Origin of the sequence: Peribacillus sp. Bi134 (assembly GCF_918698065.1) — a bacterium.
Lineage (GTDB): Bacteria > Bacillota > Bacilli > Bacillales > DSM-1321 > Peribacillus.
The window spans coordinates 135,451-154,532 of record NZ_CAKKLN010000003.1; the positions used below are offsets into that span (position 1 = coordinate 135,451).

The following is a 19,082-nucleotide window of genomic DNA, read 5'->3' on the forward strand; positions in this document are numbered from 1 at the left end:
TTATTGTGCGTTATAAACAGCCATCTGATGGCTTGGCAATGGTTTTTCTAAAAAGTTCTGCATCTTGGCCGCAGCCTTCATTAGTTTTTCTGAGTTGATTCCCGTGTGAATTCCCATTTTATGTAGCATATGAATTAGGTCATCCGTTGCCACGTTTCCGCTCGCACCTGGTGCATACGGGCATCCTCCTAAACCTCCGAGCGAAGAGTCGAAAGTATCCACACCATAATTAAGTGATTCTAGAACATTTGCGAGTGCCATTCCCCTTGTATCATGAAAATGGAGGGCAATCCGGCTTATATCATATCTTTTTACAGCTTGTTCCAGGAACAGTGCAACCTGTCTTGGAGAAGCGACCCCAATGGTATCACCCAATGAGACTTCATTGATTCCATATTCAAAAAGTTGATCACAAACACGGAAAACCTGTTCGGTCGAAACCTCCCCTTCATAAGGACAGCCGAAAACGGTTGAAATATAGCCCCTAACCGTTTTCTCGCTGTTAGCTGCTGTCCCGATAACATCCTTCATTATTGGAAAGGTATCGGAAATCGACTTATTGATATTTTTAAGATTATGCGTTTCACTGGATGACATGAACACGGAAATTTCATCGATATTGGCTTCTAGAGCCGACTCCAGTCCCCTTTGATTGGGTACAAGGGCCGCATAAGTGATACCGGGATTGCGCTTAATTCCCTTAGCCACCAGGGCAGCATCACTCAATTGGGGAATCCACTTTGGATGGACGAAAGAAGTCACCTCTATATAAGATAAACCTGTATCAGAGAGCTGATCGATCCAATCCATTTTGCTTTTTGCAGGTATTATGACCTTTTCATTTTGCAGTCCGTCACGCGGACCCACTTCCTTAATTGTCACTTTTTCAGGCCAATTCATCTTACCCCTCCGTCCCCTTATTCAATGACGGCCAAAACGTCGCCCTCATTCACGAAATCCCCCTCATTCACTTTAAGTTCTTTAATGGTGCCAGCTTCCTCGGCTGCAATGGGGATTTCCATTTTCATAGATTCCAAGATAATGATATCCTGTCCGTCTGTTACACTTTGCCCCTCGTTCGCTACGATTTTCCAAACGCTTCCTGCCATGCTTGCCTTTAATTCTGTCATCTTACATTCCTCCTGATCATTATGTTTTATTTATACAGTCAGTTTTTTTATATATTTTGCAATGAAATCCGTAGTCGTATCTCCTTGGGAAAAAGCTTCATGAGAAATGATTTCCATCAGCAAAGGAAGGTTTGTTTTAATTCCTTCAATTTTATAGCTTGCGAGCGCTTCTCTTAATCTCTCGATCGCTTTATCCCTTGAATCACCGCTCACCACCAATTTGGCGATCATCGGATCATAAAAGTGGGATACGACCGAAGTTCCATGAACAGCCAATTCATGACGGATCCCTTCCCCTTTCGGAAGTTCCATGCTTGTGATTTTCCCCGGTGCTGGATAAAAGGTTTTCGGATCTTCAGCATATATGCGCACTTCAATGGAGTGTCCATCCTGTTTAATCTCACTTTGCGTGAATTCCAATTTGTCGCCAGAGGCAACTTTAATTTGCTGTTCAACCAAATCCAGTCCCGTAATTTCTTCGGTGACAGGATGCTCTACCTGAAGGCGTGTATTCATTTCCAGGAAATAAAAGTTTTTATCTGCATCAACTAAAAATTCGAGGGTGCCCGCATTGCTATAACCGATGGATTTTACTGCTTTCACTGCAGCCATTCCCATCCTGTTTCTTGTTTCTTCGTCAAGGAAAGAAGATGGAGCCTCTTCCACGACCTTCTGGTGGCGCCTTTGAACGGAGCATTCCCTTTCCCATAAGTAAACAGCATTCCCAAAGGAATCCGCCAATACCTGAATTTCGATATGACGAGGCTTCTCAATCAATTTTTCTATGAACATATCTCCATTGCCAAAAAACAATTGGGCACGTTTTTGATTCCCTTCGAAGGCTTTGGTAAGTTCATCTTCATTAGCAACCGCCTGCATGCCGATTCCCCCGCCGCCTGCTGCTGCTTTTAACATGACTGGATAGCCAATCTTTTCGGCAACGGCTGCCGCTTCTGCACTATCAATTAACGGACGTGAAAATCCAGGCACCAATGGAAGTCCCGCTTGCTCCATCTTTTTCCTCGCCTCGACTTTATTGCCCATTTGCTGGATGATCTCTGGTTTGGGACCAATGAATATCAAGCCGGCTTCTTCGCATGAACGTGCGAAATCTGCATTTTCACTAAGAAAACCATATCCAGGATGAATGGCCTCCGCTCCGGTTTCCTTAGCTATTTCCAAAATCTTATTTACGTTTAAATAGCTTTCCTGTACTCTCGGGCCACCCAATAAATATGCCTCATCCGCCAATCCCACAAAAGGCGAATCCGAATCTGCTTCCGAATGGACAGCGACAGTAAGTATTCCCAGCTTTTTGCATGTACGAATAATGCGTGATGCTATTTCTCCCCTGTTTGCGATAAGAATTTTTCGAATCATTCGATATCCTCCTTATTTAGTGCGTTCCGTTAGTAGGTCAAGAGTTTGTTGCCGAAGCTTATACTTTTGGATTTTTCCGGATGCAGTCATTGGATAAGCATCGGTAAATTGAATGTAACGGGGAATTTTATGAAAAGATATTTTCCCTTTGCAATACTCTATCAATTCTTTCTCCGTAAGAGTTTCTCCTGCTTTCAAAATGATCCATGCCGCTACCTCTTCCCCGTACTTCTGATCCGGAACGCCGAGTACCTGGACATCGACAATTGCAGGATGTTGATAGAGGAATTCTTCAATCTCACGGGGGTAAATATTTTCCCCTCCGCGAATGATCATATCTTTCAGCCGGCCTGTAATCTTGCAATAACCCCTTTCATCCATCACCGCCAAATCTCCCGTATGAAGCCAGCCTTCCCGGTCAATCGCCTGCTCAGTGGCTTCCGGGTTATTATAATATCCCTTCATTACATGGTAACCCCTAGAACAGAGTTCACCCTGTTTGCCCCGCTGGACTTCTTCCCCGGTAGCTGGATCGACAATTTTCACTTCCACTTTCGGCAAAGCCCTTCCCACTGAAGAAACACGAAGTTCGATCGGATCGTCCGTTCTTGTCATCGTAATTCCTGGAGAAGATTCCGTTTGACCATAAGTAATCGTAATTTCCGAGATGCCCATCTTATTCACCACGCTTTTCATGACTTCGATCGGACATGTGGATCCTGCCATGATACCAGTCCGTAACGAACTTAAATCATACTGGTCAAAGTCATCGAGATTAAGTTCAGCAATGAACATCGTCGGAACACCATGAAGCCCCGTACATTTTTCAGCTTCAACCGTCTGAAGGACAACGCGTGGGTTAAATTCCACGATTGGCACCATTGTTGCCCCTACTGAAACAGAGGCCATCGTGCCAAGGGAACAGCCGAAACAATGAAAAAACGGAACCGGGATGCAAAGCCGGTCAGCTTCGGTAAGCTTCATGCATTCCGCGACATTCAATCCGTTATTGACCAAGTTGGAATGAGTCAGCATCACTCCTTTTGGAAATCCTGTCGTCCCTGATGTATATTGCATATTAATCACATCACCGGGAGCCAATTCCTCCATCCTCATGTCCAGCGATTCCTCCGAAACGGATTCGCTCCTGCTAATGACTTCATCCCACGAAAACGTTCCGGGATAACGCTTTTCACCTAAAACGATGATATTTTTCAATTTTGGCAGTTTCTCAGATTGTAATTTTCCTGGTTCTGCATTTTTCAATTCAGGAACGATTTCGTACAGCGTATCTATATATGAATGATCCTTATATTGTTCCATCAGGATGATCGTCGTCGAATCGGATTGCTTGAGCAGGTATTCCAGTTCACTTGTACGGTAATTAGTATTGACCGTTACCAGCACTCCGCCCATTTTCGCGGTCGAAAATTGGGATATAAGCCATTCCGGTTTATTGGATGCCCAAATGGCGATATGTTCGCCCTTTTTTATATCTAGTGACATGAACGCCCTGGCAGCCTTTCGGCAAATCTTTTCAAATTCGCGATAGGAATGGCGCATGCCTAGCTCATGGTAAACAACCGCTTCATTATCACCATATTGTTCAGCTGTCCTTTCAAGCAGTTTCCCGATAGTAACATCTAGCAAATCAGACATCAAACTCCTCCTAATCAAATAAAAGTAAGAATGAACGCTTTTTGCTGTATAGATAACATCTGCTTTTCACCAAAATGAACCAAAGCATCATTGTTCATTTTACGTTCCGTAAAGATTAACAGCCTAATTGCCTGGCGATAACGAGTCTTTGAATTTCGGATGTACCTTCACCAATCTCCAATAACTTAGCATCTCTTAAATAGCGCTCCACCTCATATTCACGCATGTAACCAGATCCGCCGTGTATTTGAATAGCTTGATTGCTGGACCGGAACGCGGTCTCACTTGCAAAAAGCTTGGCATATGCCGCTTCCTTTGCAAAAGTTTTTTTATTGTCTTTTAACCATGCAGCCTTATATACCATATTCCTCGCCAATTCAATTTCCATCGCCATGTCTGCAAGCTTGAATTGAATGGCCTGGAAATTGGATATGGTTTTACCGAATTGAACGCGCTCTTTTGAAAAAGCTAAAGCTCTATCAAAGGCAGCCTGGGCGATACCGACGGCCAAAGCAGCAATGGAAATCCTTCCTCCATCAAGCGTGAATAAGAATTGTTTGAACCCTTTGTCTGGATCTCCCAGTAAGTTTTCCTTTGGCACCCGGACATTATCCAGAATGATTTCACAAGTATTGGAAGCTCGAACTCCCATTTTTTCATAATTGCTATTGATCGTCAGCCCTTGGGTATCGGTTGGCACGATGAATGCCGAGATGATATTTTTGCCCTTGGAATCTTTGCCCGATACAGCCGTGACGGTAACCGTTCTTGAATAGCTGGCATTTGTTATCCATGTTTTCTCGCCATTAATCACATATTCATCACCCTCCAACACGGCAGTAGTTCTCGTACCGCCAGCATCGGAACCAGCATTAGGCTCTGTTAACCCGAAAGCTGCCAGGGTTTCACCGGTCGTGATTGGAACCAGATATTTTTGCTTCTGTTCTTCGGTTCCAAAATAGTAAATTGGACTTGCCCCGAGCGAAACGGCTGCTGCATAACTTAAGCCGGTTCCCCCGCATGCCTTTCCAACCTCTTCAACTGCAATGGCATACGAAACCGTATCTCCGCCCGAACCGCCATATTCTTCAGGAAACGGAATTCCAAGCAACCCGAGTTTCCCCATTTTTTTGAATACATCCTCCGCAAACATGGACTTTGCATCCAACTCTATAGCAATGGGTTTAATTTCCTTTTCGGCAAATTCCCTAACCATTTCCTTAATCATCTGCTGTTCTTTTGTAAGTGAAAAATCCATATATTCTTTCCCCTTTCTATTGAGACCGACTAGTTGGTCTGTACAAATCAAGTTTATAGTTTAATCCATAACAACTTGGTTCTTCAGTAAAAATGGCTGGGTGATTTCCGCTTCTTTTTGTTTATCTATCAATAGGGCATTCAGAATTAAATCTACGTAAATATCACCGATTTCATCTATCGTTTTTCCACCGTCCCTTTTGTACCATTTGTAGGACCAGTTCACCATGCCCAGAATTGACATTCCGGTAATTTCCACTGGCAATTCGCTGCGGAATACTCCCTTGTCAATACCTTCTTGGATAACGGAAAAAATGATTTCTTTATACATTTGGCGCTTTTTTTTGATTGCTTCAACATAGGGCGGTTTTAAGTAAATGCTTTCTTGATAGAAAACTGAGATGTGTGGTTTATAGAGGTCAAAAACTTTAACAAATGATTGAATGATCTTTTGCATTTTTTCTGTTGGATGGGTACTTTCTGAGATGGCTTCCTGTGCTTTTGTTAAAACATATGAAATAAAGTAATCATGGATGACAAATAAAAGTTCATCTTTGGAAGAGAAATGGTGATAAAAACCTCCCTTGCTAGTTCCGCAAGCCTTAACGATTTCGTTAACGGAGACACCATGAAAACCATGCTGATCGAAGAGCGTCAACGATGTTTCAATTATTTTTTCTTTTAACTCCGTAAGACTGCACCTCCTTCTTGTATCCGCTTACATTTAACAACATAAAGAAGATGTGGTTATGTAGTTAACTGGATTTATTTAGATTTTACCAAATATTTAAAAATTGTCAATTTTTAATTATCAATAAAAAAACAGCCCTCAAAACCAAGAGCTGTCAACCTACTTTATTTAGTAATGCAGCGATACATATTGTCATTCACTACCCTTGACCGGTTTAACCTGTGCTTTTACAAGCTGCCATCCATTGTCATACTTCCATACTGATTTAATCTTCAAAATCGGAACAAGTTCATCGGAACCTTTTACGTTTTGGACTCCCATAAGTGCTTTTCCTTTTCCAAAAACGGTCTTGGGATCCAATGAGGAGTATGGATCAACCAAAAGCTCTGTCGGTTCATTTAGTTTTCCATTTTGATAAATGCCTAATTCATCGTACGCTTGTTTTCTGGAACTGACATCTATCACCACAGGCTTTTGACCTTCGATAATGATTTCCGCTTTGTATCCGTCAAGAAATTGTGCTATTACGGGAACGGATGGAGGGACTTCCAGTTCCTTCACTTTTCCATCCTTGAACGTATAGGCGTAACTGGATATCAACCGCTCTCTGCCTTCCATCAAAACCGTGACCAATACATCCTGGACTCCATCATTATTCAAGTCCGCCACCTTTAGGTCTGGAGTATACCCCGCTTCCAGCGGGACGCTGATTGTACGGCGATTGCTTTCCACACTTAACTCAATTTTCTTCAGAAACTTGCTTCCTTCCTCAAATGGCAGTCCCTGAACCTGGATGATGTCTATTTTCTGGTCACCTGTTACATCTCTTTTTGTTGAAATATATGTGCCATCTACCTGAAAATTTTTATCATGGGCTTCAACCGCTTGATAGCTCAAAAATAGTGAGATGACTAAAACCGCATATTTTAGCAGATCTAACTTTTTCATAGTGATAACCTCGCTTTTCAAAGATGAACTAATTTGACATTTGTCGCCGTTTGAACTTTCGACGCTGATCTTTCATGAAGATGGACCAGAAATAATAGAACCCTGGCACTAATATCGCAAAGCCCACGATATAAGTGGCAAACACGGCCCGGAATGAGGTTGGATCGGTAAATCCTGAAAGAATCGTGACATTTGGATATATGATATAAGGTAAATGTGCGATACCATAAACATAGCTTCCGATTAAATACTGTATGATGATCGCTATTACAGCGAGGCGAGGCATCCCTTTAACCTCCTGCTTAGAAAAATAGGGTAAGTACAGTGCTATCCCGCTAATGACGAAAAAAATGAGCGAGACGAATAACAATCCAGAGTTTTTCATCATTCCTTGGTAAATCCAATTCGCTTCGTTTCTTAACGTGAGCATAACCAACAAAGCCATGACCAACATAAGCGGGCCCGTTATCATCGCATCTCTGCGATATATTTTGTATGCTTTCATTTCATCGGCCTGTTTTGAGTAATCGGACAGGAGCAAAGATGATAAAAAAAGCGTGCTCATAATTCCGAACCCCACAAATGCATACTCATTTGGACTCGTGAATAGTTTAGATAGATTCAATTCTTCATTTCCTCTTACACCTTCAACAAATCCAAGGTGGGTGATTGGCAATACGCTGATTAATAGCCCGGGTATGATCAATCCCGTCAATCCTGAAATATACGTTAACGCTTTTTCATATTTGTCTACGCTATGCGAGAAAACCAAGAAAGCACTCCTAATACATAGCAGGACAAGTATCAGGCTTGCAGGAACGATCAAGGCTACCCCTATCGGGAAAACCGCACCTGGAAATAAACTGTAAATCGCAATGACAAGACCAACGACAAAAGTATTAGTCACTTCCCAAGTTGGTGATAAATAGCTATTTGCGATCTTGGTAGCATTCGTTTCTTCCTTTTTAATGTAAGTCATTGCCCAGAAGCCAGCGCCGAAATCCATAGAGGCCATGATGGCATAAAGAAAAATAAAGCCCCAGACCAGTGTTATTGCAAGAAGAGCATCACTCATTCGCCTTCCCCCCTTTTATGAATTCGAATCGAAAAGCCTTACATCTTTCTGTTCGGCCTTATATATATCATCCATCACGGAATGACGTTTGAAATAATACAAAAGTGTAAACACGACAGAAACGCATAAAATGATATATACAATAATGAACATCGTGAATAAAAATCCAAGGTTTTCGTACGAAGTGACTGAATCCTCCGTGGTCAGCATCCTGTATATCGTCCATGGCTGTCTGCCTGTACAGGCAAAAATCCAACCGCATTCAATTGAAATCACAGAAAGCGGCCCTGACGCAACAAACAGCCAAAGAATCCATTTCGGATATGTCTCCTTTTTCAGCCATTTATTCCATACCAATCCAAACAGTGCCAACGCGATTAAGCCTGAACCAATGATGACCATGGCGTTGAACAAGATATGGACATAAAGCGGGGGCCAATACTCTTCCGGAAAATCGTTTAAACCGGTCACGACCGTATCAAAGCTATTACCAGATAGAAAGCTTAATAACCATGGGAATTCAATCCCATACTTCACTTCCTGTGCTTCCCTATCGGTATAACCAAACAAGGTAAGTCCGGCATGGTCCTGTGTTTCAAACAACCCTTCTGCCGCCGCCAGTTTTTCCGGCTGTTCCCTATATAAATGCTGTGTAGTCGCATGACCGTTCAATGCCGTCAAAAAAGAAAAAACCAAACCCAATACAATACTGAGTCTCAGTGCTTTTTGGTGAAAGTTAAATTCAGCAGTGCCATATTTATTTTTCAGCATCTTATAGGCTGCAACGGATGCTACGACAAAAGCGCCTGTAGTATAAGCAGTCAGGGCCGTATGTCCCGCCGTCACCAAGAAACTTGGGTTGAAAAATGCCGCCCAAGGATCGACATCGACGATCTCCCCATTTTCAAACCGGAACCCAGCCGGTGTCCCCTCAAAAGCATGGACATTCGAAATCAATACAGCCGAAGCCAATGCTCCGAATGCAACAAAGAATAAACTCACGATTCGGGCCCATGGCTTGATTTTTTCAGCAGCATACACGTAGATTGACATGAACAGCGCTTCAACCATGAATGCATAAATCTCGATCTGGAATGGAAGCGCCATGACACGTCCAATCACTTCCATGAACCCAGGCCATAATAGTGACAGCTGCACACCAGCAATCGTACCAGTCGGAATGCCGACCCCAAGCAGAACCCCTAATGTTTTCGTCCAGCGTTTAGCCATGACGACATACTGTAAATCCTTTGTCCTTTGATACATCAATTCCGCTGCCAACATCATCATCGGCAACCCGACGCCGATCGTTGCAAATATGATATGTACAGCCATATTCGTCCCGAACATCGCACGGGCCATTTGTATATGATCCATACTGTCTTCCTTTCTAACCTTTGTCTCTTGGTAGTATCTCCTCTAGAAAGGAAAATATTTAATAATATTCCACAAACTAAGTTTTCATAGGTTTTACAGAAGGTCAGCTTTTTCCTTAATGATGTTTTTGGTTGAATGTTTAGAATATATTCTATCGAGGTTATTTTTGGTATATATATTACGTGGTGGATTTCAGCAATGCGCTAATAAAATTTCACTAAGCATTTAGATGACAAATTATTGAAGATTCTTCATAAAAGGTGACCCTATAGGAATAAGATAGCGTAAATCCCATATAGAAAGTGTAACAAGAGAGGAGAAAAACACTTTGTCCTTTTTCAAAGATCCGCTATCACCCGATCAAATGCTTGCTGTGATCAGAAATGGCCTGGGGCCTTCTCCAATCCCCAAAAAAATCATTATCATTGGTGCCGGCATGTCTGGGTTGGTTGCAGCATCGCTTTTAAAAAAAGCGGGGCACGAAGTAACAATATTGGAAGCAACCGGGAGGGTCGGAGGGCGTGTTTTGACCATACGGGAGCCATTTTCAGAAGGTTCCTACCTTGAAGCCGGTGCCATGCGCATTCCGAATTATCATTACTTAGTTGCTGAATACATCAAGAAGTATGGTTTACGTGTCAACACTTTTGTGAATGCGACTCCTAATGACCCCATTTATGCCAATGGAATCAAGACGACCGCTGCCATATATCAACGGAACCCGGATATACTTAGGTACCCTGTAGCTCCCCATGAAAGAGGTAAAACAGCTGAAGAATTACTCAACATGGCAATTAAGCCTGTGACTGACTTCATCATTCAAAACCCACGCAGAAATTGGGAAATAGTCATTAAAGAGTTTGATAAGTATTCCATGAGCTTCTTTTTGCAGTACAATCCAGTCGGAATCAGTCTTTCAACAGGGGCGATTGAAAGCATCAAAGTCCTGATGGGTTTAGAAGGATTCCCGGAACTTTCTTTTCCTGCCATACTTCGGGAGCTAATGCCGCTCTTTAATCCAGACATAGAATTTTATGCAATCGACGGAGGAAACGACCGGCTTCCATATGCTTTTCTACCGGAATTGAAGGATAATTTAAACTTCAGATATGAAGTGACAAAGATCATCCAACATGATAATCAAGTCACCATCCATTCCAAACATACTCAAAGCCAAAACCCCTTAACGGTTACTGGTGACCTTGCCATCGTGACGATCCCTCTTCAATTGCTGCAATTTATAGATATTGAACCCCGGAATTCCTTTTCCCATAATAAGTGGAAGGCAATAAGGGAACTCCATTATGCCGCTTCCACAAAAATTGGACTCCAGTTCACGCATAGGTTTTGGGAAAAGGAAGGAATCTTCGGCGGTAAATTGACGACTGATTTACCAATTAGATTTTCTTATTACCCCAGCCAAACTAGTAACCAGAGTGAATCCGGTCTCATCTTAGCAAGTTATACATGGGAAGATGACGCCACTTTATGGGATATCCTTCCAGAAAATAATCGTATACAACATGCATTGAAAAATTTGGCAGTGATCCATGGAAAACAAGTATATGATCATTTTTTATCAGGAGCTTCTTATAGCTGGACACTGAATCAGTATTCCTACGGCGCTTTCTCCATGTTTAAACCTGGTCAGGAGACGGACTTGTTTCCATACATCCCAACCCCTGAAGGAAGGGTCCACTTCGCTGGTGAGCATACATCAACCGTACCTGCTTGGATTGAAGGAGCCATTCAATCCGGCATCAGGGTTGCACATGAAGTGACGAATTTGCCAAGAACGTTCGGTCTGCCTTGACTGTTCCTTTTCTTTGGCCATTAAATAAACGATAACTTAAGTGCATTGACAGAAGAACCTTCCATTTGGAAGGTTTTTCTTCTTATGATCATTCACTTTATCCCTCCTTTTGAACCAAAGTCTACGATCCTTATGTCCACTTCATAATTAATATCGGCTTTACTGAAAACTTCGTCCCATTTATTCTTATTTTTCTCCCAAAACTTTGGATGCTGATTTTGCACATAACGATACAATCCTGCTACCCCTGTTTTATAATCATGCTGTAATTTATATACGATTTTCCTTACATCCTTTTTCACTTCATCCTCGGCAATACGCTCAACCTCTTTTAAATAGGCTTTTTCAAAAGAATTCTCCTTACCATACCAATCTTCCGAAAGTCTTCCTGTGTACCCGACCTCAATATTGATCGTCAAATGATCACCGTTCAATTCCGTCGTGATTTTCCTCCTTGTCCTATTGATCACTTCAACACTTAAAGGCTTACCGTGTTGGACCGCTTCGATTATTCCGCCCTTTACTTCTCCGTTCAACCAATTTAATGCAGCTATATCTTCATCATTCATGACCCCGACCAACTTTGAATTGTTGATTACCCCTGCACCCTCCAAAATTAATTTCCCGCCCCTAATATCAACGGCCTGAATGGCAAAGCTTCCATCTGACTGCAAATTTGAGGATGCTTTGCCCAGTGTTAAAGGCGGAAGTATCTTATTCGTTCTGTTCTCATTATCTTTCAATTCATAGATTACATTCGAAGGGATTTCCCCATCTTCGGATCGTCCCAAAATTTCTTTCGTCGGTCTCTTTGTTAAATAAACATGACAGCTTCTCCTTGTATTATTATCGCGTATTGACTGATTAATGATCGCTTCCATCGGGATTTTCTTTAATACATCTTCATTAATAAGGATGATACGCTGATGATTGGTTAATACCGTATTGGTTATGAGTAAAGAATCCCTAATTGCTTCATGAAGTGTTTTGGCACTGACGGTAACATTTTTATATTTTAGTTGGGCCTGATTCTCCTGAACACTATTTCCTGGAGGCACCAGAATTTGCTGTGTTAACATGATTTCGTCCTTCTTTTTGCTTTTATCGATCCCCACTCCAACTACAAGGGATAACTCTTCAATATTTTTACTGTCCCAACAGCCTGTAAGCAAAGGAATAAGCAAGATCAACCATAATCTTTTCATCCGCTTCTTCTACTCCTTTTCAATTGAACGATTACGAATGTAATAATTGGTAAGCCAATCAATATAACCGGAAATAGATATCCTAGCAAATCGCTCATTTTTAAAATTCCAGTTATATCTTTAGGGATTTTGGCCAGAAGAAAAACGACGGGAACCAAAACAATAAGGTTCGTTGTATATGAATTGCTAAATATTTTCGTCATTCCTTCTGCTGCAAAGTAAAAGTAAATTGCATGTGTTAAAAAAAACTGAAGAATCCAAGTGATTAAGAGAAATAGTTCCATACGCTCTAAAAATATCCCTTTTACTTCAAAGGACTGAATAAAAGAAATGGTTGGCAAAGTAACCGCTTTGACTTCCGGGACAGTCAGTGTAGCCACTACCAATACATATGTAATCACATATAAAATCAGCGGTATGAAAAAACCGATTAAAACGCCACTTTTTATCTTGTTTTGATTTTTAACGACGCCAAACAAAAAGATGAAAAGTTCAATTCCAAAAAAAGACAAAGTTCCGGAGCCCATTCCTTTCATGACAGGTAGAAATCCTTTCGCAAGAACAGGCTGGAGGTTTTTTAACTCTACTATCCTGAGACTGAACAAATAAATGAGCAAGACGATGACGATTGTCAAAGGAAGAAAGAAGACACAAGCCTTTGCTATGGCTTTTATTTTGCCGGTCAAAAGATGCACACTCGCTAAAATCATGGAAAGTATCACGATTTCAACTGGTGTTTCCTCCAACAAATAAAACCGCACCATTTCACTCATCGCAAGAACTTCAAAGCTGGCCACGCCTATAAAGTACACCACCACTACCAACCCAATAAGTTTAGAGAGCCACTTTCCATATGCCTCCTCCATGTACGTGTAATAGTTAGCGACCTTATGTTTTTTTAACAGAACAACCAATAAGCATAACAAAAGGGCAATAGCGATCCCATTTAAAATCAAGACGATCCATCCATCGGTCGAATGGATTTTTTCCGTTAACGTTCTCGGAAGGGTCAGCATTCCAATTCCTAACATACTGCAAGAAATGATCGCAGCCAATTCGCCACTAAGAATTTTGCCGTCGGACTGGCTCAAAAGAATCCCCCCCTTTTTTCCGCTTCGGTAACCGCAGGAACGCATCTCTCCAGGTCTTTTTACCGATAAAATCCATTGGTTGAAAATAAGGTTCTTGGAAGCTCGTCAATTTTGACAAATGGCTGATAACGATGATAAAGAATAATGTGGTTCCGTATAAACCTAAAACGGCGGCAAAAATCATCGCCCCGAACCTTAATGCCCTGAACGCCAGTCCAAAGCTATATTGCGGGACCGTAAAAGAGGTAATCGTCGTGATCGAAACGATTATGACCATCAGGGAACTTACAATATTGGCTTGAACTGCCGCTTGTCCAATAATGACCCCGCCAACCAATCCAACTGTTTGACCAATGGGCGATGGGAGCCGAATACCTGCTTCGCGAAGCAGTTCAATCGTCAATTCCATGATGATAGCTTCAACAAACGGCGGAAAGGGAACGTTCTCCCTTGTACCCGCGATCGTCATCGCCAGTTCTGACGGAAGCAATCCAGGGTTGAACGAAACCAAGGAGATATAAATCCCTGAAAGAAATACGGTAACAAATAATGATAAATAGCGAAGTATACGTAGAAAAGAACCCGCTACCCACCTTTCATAATAATCATCAGGTGACTGCAGCAACATCGTCATCGTCGTTGGTGCCATCAGCGCAAATGGCGAGCCGTCAACCATGATGACCACCCTTCCCTCCTGCAGTGCAGCCAATACTTTATCAGGACGCTCCGTATTTTGGATTTGCGGGAAAGGGGTTAACGCTGTATCTTCAATTAATTCCTCGAGCATCCCCGAGTCTTGGAGATCAGTAGCTTTCACTTCATTTATCCGTTTATTCACTTCTTTTAGCAAAGAATCGCTAGCTTTTCCTTCATAATAGATCAATGCAACTTCCCGTTTTTCCATCGTCCCGAACTTCTGTTGTTGGACGATAAGGTTGGGATGGTTCGAATATTGCCTTATCAAGCCGATATTTTCTTGAAGACTTTCGATAAACCCAAGCTTCGGTCCCCTGACAACCCTCTCTGTTGAAGGTTCACCCAGTGTACGAACTTTTTCCTTTTCCAGATTCAAGACATAACCATTTACAATTCCATCTATAAATAAAAGCGTTTTCCCATCAAAAATATACTCTATGCCTTTTTCATATGTTTCAACATCCTGTTCCCTGACTGAACAGATTTTGGAAATGACGAGCTGCTCGATTGAAACCGGGTGCGATGTTTCGACTTGCGCAGCTGATAAATCCAGGACTATATCATTGAATGCAGGGTAATCCATCGTTCCATTTAAAAATACGAATAATCCTGAAATTTCATAACCGGGAATGAATACCTCTTTAAAAACGACATCAGCCTGCATATTCAATTCAGATTTCAATTTTTCCTGTTTTTGATCCAATTTTATATGCAAGAGTTTACTTTTCATGGAGAACTCCTTTGGTTAAATGGGGTTTTATTGTATCAGTTTCCTCTATTTTCATTTTTTTTATGCGAACAGGATATGGAGGCAGCTTTTACACCATTTTATTAATGATATCCCTTTCTATAGCGAGCGACATTAGCATCCAAAATGGTTAATTTGTAATTAAATTGCAAATGCTAGGATTATAAGCTTTAGTGCAGAGGTGACAACATTGTTTAACCGCAGAACGTTCAAAAAAAAGCCAAATCAACCAAACGGAAAAAATGAAGAATTAAATAAAGTTTCGGAAGTAAGGGACCTATTCAATACCCTATCTTCATCCAATGATTTCATAAACCATCAAGGAATATATAATGGCATAGGCTATTGGGTCTCTTTTTATCGCTCTTTAATCGATGCACAGGTACTTCACGAAAGTATTCTTTCTGTCATACCGACTCTGGAAACGATAAATTTGGAGCAAATAAAAGAAAACGTCCCTATTGAAAATACACTGATCACCAGTACCAGGGTTGTAATTGAAGACAGGATCATGAGAGGCGAAATTGCACTTCGTTTAGATGGAAATCTTGATGAATGCCTATTAATCAATGTTGCGGCCCAACAAGGAAGACAAGTTGAGAAACCTGAACTTGAATTTGGAATCATAAGTGCTCAAGAAGCATTTGTTGAGGATCTTGATATCAATCTGAATTTAGTCAGAAAAAGGCTTCCTATCCCTGGATTGCGAGTAAGTGAAATGACTGTGGGATCATTGTCTAAAACGAAAGTGGCAGTTTTATCGTTAGAAGGGATCGTTGATCAGGAAAATGTTGATAATGTTATCCAAAGGATCAACGACGTAGAGTTTGATGAAATATTGGACGGGTCCTATCTCGCGCAAATGCTTTATGATAATTCAAATACCTTGTTTCCCCTTTTTCTAAATACGGAAAGACCTGATCGCATCGCAAGTGCATTGGCTGAAGGTAAAGTAGCCCTGTTGATCGATAGGTCATCCTCTGCCCTTATTACTCCAACCATTTTGTTGGAATACTTTATCACGATGGAAGATTATAATATGCCGTGGATTCCCGCATCTGCATTTCGTTTATTAAGGATATTCGCGGTAGCTTTTTCGATATTTGCCACTCCCATTTATGTAGCCGTGCTGACCTATCACTATGAACTCATTCCTAAAGATCTTTTGGAAACGATCGTCACTTCCAGGAACTTAATACCTTTTCAGCCATTGATTGAAGCACTATTCCTGGAGATTTCCATTGAGTTATTACGGGAAGCGGCTGCCAGGCTGCCAACAAAGGTTGGTCAGACATTAGGTATCGTCGGCGGTATCGTTATCGGTCAAGCAGCCGTTGTTGCTGGTTTGACCAGTAATATCTTATTGATCATCGTTGCCCTCTCGGCATTGGCATCATTTGTTACTCCCATTTATAAAATGGGTAATGCCATTCGGCTGCTGCGGTTCCCTTTCTTAATCGGGGCCCAAATTTGGGGACTGCTGGGCATTACCATAGCAGCCGTGTTTTTGATGACCCACCTTATCAAATTAACGTCAATGGGACACCCGTACCTCGAACCGATATACCCATTTCGCATGCAAGATTGGAAAGACAGCTTTGTTCGGCTTCCTTTTAATCTTTTCAAGTCACGGCCTGTAAATTTACGTCCTGATGATATATCCAGACAGCAACAGCCCAAAAAAGCAAGAATCAAAAAAAATGATTTTAATGAATGATCTAAACGAGGGTCCTATATGAACCAAGCTGGAGTTAATGAAAAGTATAAAGTGTCACCGTTCTATGTGTATTTTTTAGTGCATTCCATGCAAACAGGAGTAGGCGTTTTGAGTTTTCAAAGAGTTTTAGCGAAGTCAACGGGAACGGATGGCTGGATTTCGATACTGCTAGCCGGCCTGATCGTCCATATAATGATTTGGGTCATATATAAAATCTTCAGTATCGTTCCTGGGGATATCATTTCTGCAAATAATCAAGCATTCGGGAAATGGATAGGGAATTTCTTCAGTCTATTATTCATTCTTTACTTTTTGATCCTTGGGTTGACTGTCATGATTAGCTATATAAATGTCATACATGTATGGATGTTTGAAGAGGTACCAACTTGGGCGTTTTCAGTGGTCTTCCTAGTTTTGATTTATTATATTCATACGGGAGGATTCCGAACGATTACGGGTATTGCCTTTTTAAGCGTCATTTTGACATACTGGCTTTTATTTGTCCTATTCTATGCCATGAAATACTCTGAATTCACCAATTTGCTTCCTGTTTTCCACCACACTCTATTGGATATATTGAAAGGAACCAGGAGCACTTCATTAACGCTGCTTGGTTTTGAAATGATCGTGATGTATTATCCGTTCATTAAAGATGCCAAAACTTCACAAAAATATGCTCATGGAGGGGCCTTAACGACAACCTTAATGACCGTATTCGTTTATTTGGTTTCACTTGTTTTTTATTCACAAAAACAGTTGGAACTGACTATATGGCCGACGCTGTCATTGACCAGCATTGTCGAATTGCCCTTTATCCAGCGATTTGAATATATAGACGTTTCTTGGTGGGCCATCGTTATCATACCTAACATGACCATCGCCTTTTGGGCAGCGAGCAGGGGTTTCAAGCGTTTATTCAATGTTAAGCAAAAGTATCCATTATGGGGGATGTCGATTATTATCCTGCTTACCAATATATTTGTTTTTGATATCGATTCCCTATATTTCTTGAATAAAATAATCGATCCATACGGCGTACTCTTTATTGCTTTATACTTGCCTCTTCTTTTGGTCATCATCTATATAAAGAAAATGAGGAAACGTATATGAGAAAATTATTTTCTGTTATCTTGACTTTTCCCCTCCTTTGCAGCTGCGCCCAGCCGAGGGTGGTTGACGAAGTCAATATGTCCCAAGCCATTGGCTACGATATACTGAAGAATGATCATGTCGAAGGAATGTTCGTCATCCCTATCTTCCAGCAGGACAAGATGGGTAAATATCAAACCTTAACTGGAACATCGACGACAACGAGTGATGTCCAGGCTGTCGTTTCCAAAAAAGCGGATAAGCCGGTATTGCTTGGACAGACACGCATCATTTTATTCAGCGAGAAAATGGTTCGTGAAATCGGAATGACAGAACTGACCGATTATCTCTACCGTGAGCCGCAACTTGGAAACAGGGTCATTTTGGCCATCGTTGAAGGAAAGGTCAAGAATGTCATAAATACGAAACCACCAAATACGAATGTGAATATTGGAATCTTTTTATCGGATTTGATTAATCAACAAAATGAAACGGGGAACGGACCCGATACTAACCTCCATCTTTTTTTAGGAAACGCTCTAGAAACTGGCGGCGATTCGTATCTTCCTTTAATTAAATTAATTAATAATGAAGTTGCTGTTTCTGGAGTGGCCCTATTTCATGAAAATAAGATGGTCACGAAAGTTCGAACCGATGATATGTTCATTTTCAAAACATTAGTTCAGCATCATAGGCGGGGAATATATAAATTCAAATTAAAAGATAAGAAAGAAAGCGATATCGTAGTGGAAAGTATCCGAAGCGGTTCAAGTTATGAGGTATCAAGTTCAGAGAGAAATCCCTCTATCACGATTAAGATCAAAATTAAAGGACAAATCAAGGAATCCATGCGCAGTGAAAACCTAACCAATAGAAAGATGATTAAGAAAATTGAAAAGGAAATGGAAGCTGATTTAACCAAGCAAGCAAACCGACTTATTAAAGATCTTCAGAAAAAATCCCTTGATCCGATTGGCCTTAAGGAAAAATATCACGCCAAAAATAAAAAACTGACCTATGAACATTGGAAAAAGATTTATCCGGTGATGGACATTAATATAGAAACTAAAGTTAACATCATCCAAACCGGGGTCTCAGAATGATGAAATATCGATAGGCCATTTAATATTCTTCATCTGTTTGGAAAACTACTTTCAAATCAAATTGTGAACAGCGAAGTAACTGGTTGACTGCAGGTGCATTTGA

At 41.2% G+C, this 19,082-nt stretch carries 16 protein-coding genes; 4 read left to right on the forward strand and 12 right to left on the reverse strand.

Features of this window, described 5'->3' with window-relative positions; genetic code table 11:
- The 9 genes from LQ188_RS06590 to LQ188_RS06630 all read right to left on the reverse strand — a co-directional run bounded on the left by LQ188_RS06590 (nt 1) and on the right by LQ188_RS06630 (nt 9,517).
- Nucleotides 1-900 carry a hydroxymethylglutaryl-CoA lyase gene (locus LQ188_RS06590; protein ID WP_230176355.1) on the reverse strand — a complete coding sequence of 300 codons (900 nt, stop codon included), beginning with the start codon at nt 898-900 and terminating at the stop codon, nt 1-3.
- Between the two features lie 17 nt (nt 901-917).
- Nucleotides 918-1,130, reverse strand: a complete 213-nt coding sequence (locus LQ188_RS06595) for an acetyl-CoA carboxylase biotin carboxyl carrier protein subunit (RefSeq protein ID WP_101221971.1) — start codon at nt 1,128-1,130, stop codon at nt 918-920.
- Between the two features lie 30 nt (nt 1,131-1,160).
- Nucleotides 1,161-2,510, reverse strand: coding sequence for an acetyl-CoA carboxylase biotin carboxylase subunit (locus LQ188_RS06600; RefSeq protein ID WP_230176356.1), 1,350 nt, complete (start codon nt 2,508-2,510; stop codon nt 1,161-1,163).
- A 12-nt stretch (nt 2,511-2,522) separates the two neighbouring features.
- Nucleotides 2,523-4,160, reverse strand: a complete 1,638-nt coding sequence (locus LQ188_RS06605) for an AMP-binding protein (RefSeq protein ID WP_101222250.1) — start codon at nt 4,158-4,160, stop codon at nt 2,523-2,525.
- A 124-nt stretch (nt 4,161-4,284) separates the two neighbouring features.
- Nucleotides 4,285-5,427, reverse strand: coding sequence for an acyl-CoA dehydrogenase (locus tag LQ188_RS06610; protein ID WP_230176357.1), 1,143 nt, complete (start codon nt 5,425-5,427; stop codon nt 4,285-4,287).
- Between the two features lie 60 nt (nt 5,428-5,487).
- Entirely contained in the window at nt 5,488-6,099 is a 612-nt protein-coding gene (locus tag LQ188_RS06615; protein WP_290370110.1) for a TetR/AcrR family transcriptional regulator, read from the reverse strand.
- Between the two features lie 210 nt (nt 6,100-6,309).
- Nucleotides 6,310-7,065 (reverse strand): hypothetical protein, encoded by a 756-nt coding sequence (locus tag LQ188_RS06620; RefSeq protein ID WP_101221967.1) that lies wholly within the window; start codon nt 7,063-7,065, stop codon nt 6,310-6,312.
- Nucleotides 7,066-7,093: 28 nt separating this feature from the next.
- Nucleotides 7,094-8,140, reverse strand: coding sequence for a cytochrome d ubiquinol oxidase subunit II (locus tag LQ188_RS06625; protein ID WP_230176359.1), 1,047 nt, complete (start codon nt 8,138-8,140; stop codon nt 7,094-7,096).
- Between the two features lie 15 nt (nt 8,141-8,155).
- Nucleotides 8,156-9,517, reverse strand: coding sequence for a cytochrome ubiquinol oxidase subunit I (locus LQ188_RS06630; protein ID WP_101221965.1), 1,362 nt, complete (start codon nt 9,515-9,517; stop codon nt 8,156-8,158).
- Nucleotides 9,518-9,881: 364 nt separating this feature from the next.
- On the opposite strand from LQ188_RS06630, the gene LQ188_RS06635 reads away from it, so the two are divergent.
- Nucleotides 9,882-11,330: a flavin monoamine oxidase family protein gene (locus LQ188_RS06635; protein WP_230176574.1), complete on the forward strand. Its 1,449-nt coding sequence runs from the start codon at nt 9,882-9,884 to the stop codon at nt 11,328-11,330.
- Nucleotides 11,331-11,422: 92 nt separating this feature from the next.
- On the opposite strand, the gene LQ188_RS06640 is transcribed toward LQ188_RS06635, so the two are convergent.
- Genes LQ188_RS06640 through LQ188_RS06650 form a run of 3 tightly spaced genes read right to left on the reverse strand, consistent with a single transcriptional unit; the run spans nt 11,423 to nt 15,052 of the window.
- The gene (locus LQ188_RS06640; RefSeq protein ID WP_230176360.1) at nt 11,423-12,535 is read right to left on the reverse strand and encodes a Ger(x)C family spore germination protein; all 1,113 of its coding nucleotides are present in this window, start codon (nt 12,533-12,535) and stop codon (nt 11,423-11,425) included.
- Nucleotides 12,532-13,626, reverse strand: a complete 1,095-nt coding sequence (locus LQ188_RS06645) for a GerAB/ArcD/ProY family transporter (protein WP_101221963.1) — start codon at nt 13,624-13,626, stop codon at nt 12,532-12,534. Before LQ188_RS06645 ends, LQ188_RS06640 begins: the two co-directional genes overlap by 4 nt.
- The gene (locus LQ188_RS06650) at nt 13,598-15,052 is read right to left on the reverse strand and encodes a spore germination protein (RefSeq protein ID WP_230176361.1); all 1,455 of its coding nucleotides are present in this window, start codon (nt 15,050-15,052) and stop codon (nt 13,598-13,600) included. The genes LQ188_RS06645 and LQ188_RS06650 overlap by 29 nt, the downstream gene beginning before the upstream one ends.
- 208 nt (nt 15,053-15,260) lie before the next feature.
- On the opposite strand from LQ188_RS06650, the gene LQ188_RS06655 reads away from it, so the two are divergent.
- The 3 genes from LQ188_RS06655 to LQ188_RS06665 are packed head-to-tail and all read left to right on the forward strand — an operon-like array spanning nt 15,261 to nt 18,979.
- Entirely contained in the window at nt 15,261-16,787 is a 1,527-nt protein-coding gene (locus tag LQ188_RS06655; RefSeq protein ID WP_230176362.1) for a spore germination protein, read from the forward strand.
- A gap of 18 nt (nt 16,788-16,805) precedes the next feature.
- Complete coding sequence (locus LQ188_RS06660; protein WP_101221960.1) at nt 16,806-17,897, forward strand: GerAB/ArcD/ProY family transporter; 1,092 nt, start codon at nt 16,806-16,808, stop codon at nt 17,895-17,897.
- On the forward strand, nt 17,894-18,979 hold the full coding sequence (locus LQ188_RS06665) for a Ger(x)C family spore germination protein (RefSeq protein WP_230176363.1): 1,086 nt from the start codon (nt 17,894-17,896) through the stop codon (nt 18,977-18,979). The genes LQ188_RS06660 and LQ188_RS06665 overlap by 4 nt, the downstream gene beginning before the upstream one ends.
- The last annotated feature ends 103 nt before the right edge of the window (nt 18,980-19,082 follow it).

What these genes read in the sequence shown, in the direction of transcription:
- LQ188_RS06590 (WP_230176355.1), bottom strand. Translation starts at nt 900, where the DNA reads ATGAATTGGCCTGAAAAAGTGACAATTAAGGAAGTGGGTCCGCGTGAC.
- LQ188_RS06595 (WP_101221971.1), bottom strand. Translation starts at nt 1,130, where the DNA reads ATGACAGAATTAAAGGCAAGCATGGCAGGAAGCGTTTGGAAAATCGTA.
- LQ188_RS06600 (WP_230176356.1), bottom strand. Translation starts at nt 2,510, where the DNA reads ATGATTCGAAAAATTCTTATCGCAAACAGGGGAGAAATAGCATCACGC.
- LQ188_RS06610 (WP_230176357.1), bottom strand. Translation starts at nt 5,427, where the DNA reads ATGGATTTTTCACTTACAAAAGAACAGCAGATGATTAAGGAAATGGTT.
- LQ188_RS06620 (WP_101221967.1), bottom strand. Translation starts at nt 7,065, where the DNA reads ATGAAAAAGTTAGATCTGCTAAAATATGCGGTTTTAGTCATCTCACTA.
- LQ188_RS06625 (WP_230176359.1), bottom strand. Translation starts at nt 8,140, where the DNA reads ATGAGTGATGCTCTTCTTGCAATAACACTGGTCTGGGGCTTTATTTTT.
- LQ188_RS06630 (WP_101221965.1), bottom strand. Translation starts at nt 9,517, where the DNA reads ATGGATCATATACAAATGGCCCGTGCGATGTTCGGGACGAATATGGCT.
- LQ188_RS06635 (WP_230176574.1), top strand. Translation starts at nt 9,882, where the DNA reads ATGCTTGCTGTGATCAGAAATGGCCTGGGGCCTTCTCCAATCCCCAAA.
- LQ188_RS06640 (WP_230176360.1), bottom strand. Translation starts at nt 12,535, where the DNA reads ATGAAAAGATTATGGTTGATCTTGCTTATTCCTTTGCTTACAGGCTGT.
- LQ188_RS06650 (WP_230176361.1), bottom strand. Translation starts at nt 15,052, where the DNA reads ATGAAAAGTAAACTCTTGCATATAAAATTGGATCAAAAACAGGAAAAA.
- LQ188_RS06660 (WP_101221960.1), top strand. Translation starts at nt 16,806, where the DNA reads ATGAACCAAGCTGGAGTTAATGAAAAGTATAAAGTGTCACCGTTCTAT.
- LQ188_RS06665 (WP_230176363.1), top strand. Translation starts at nt 17,894, where the DNA reads ATGAGAAAATTATTTTCTGTTATCTTGACTTTTCCCCTCCTTTGCAGC.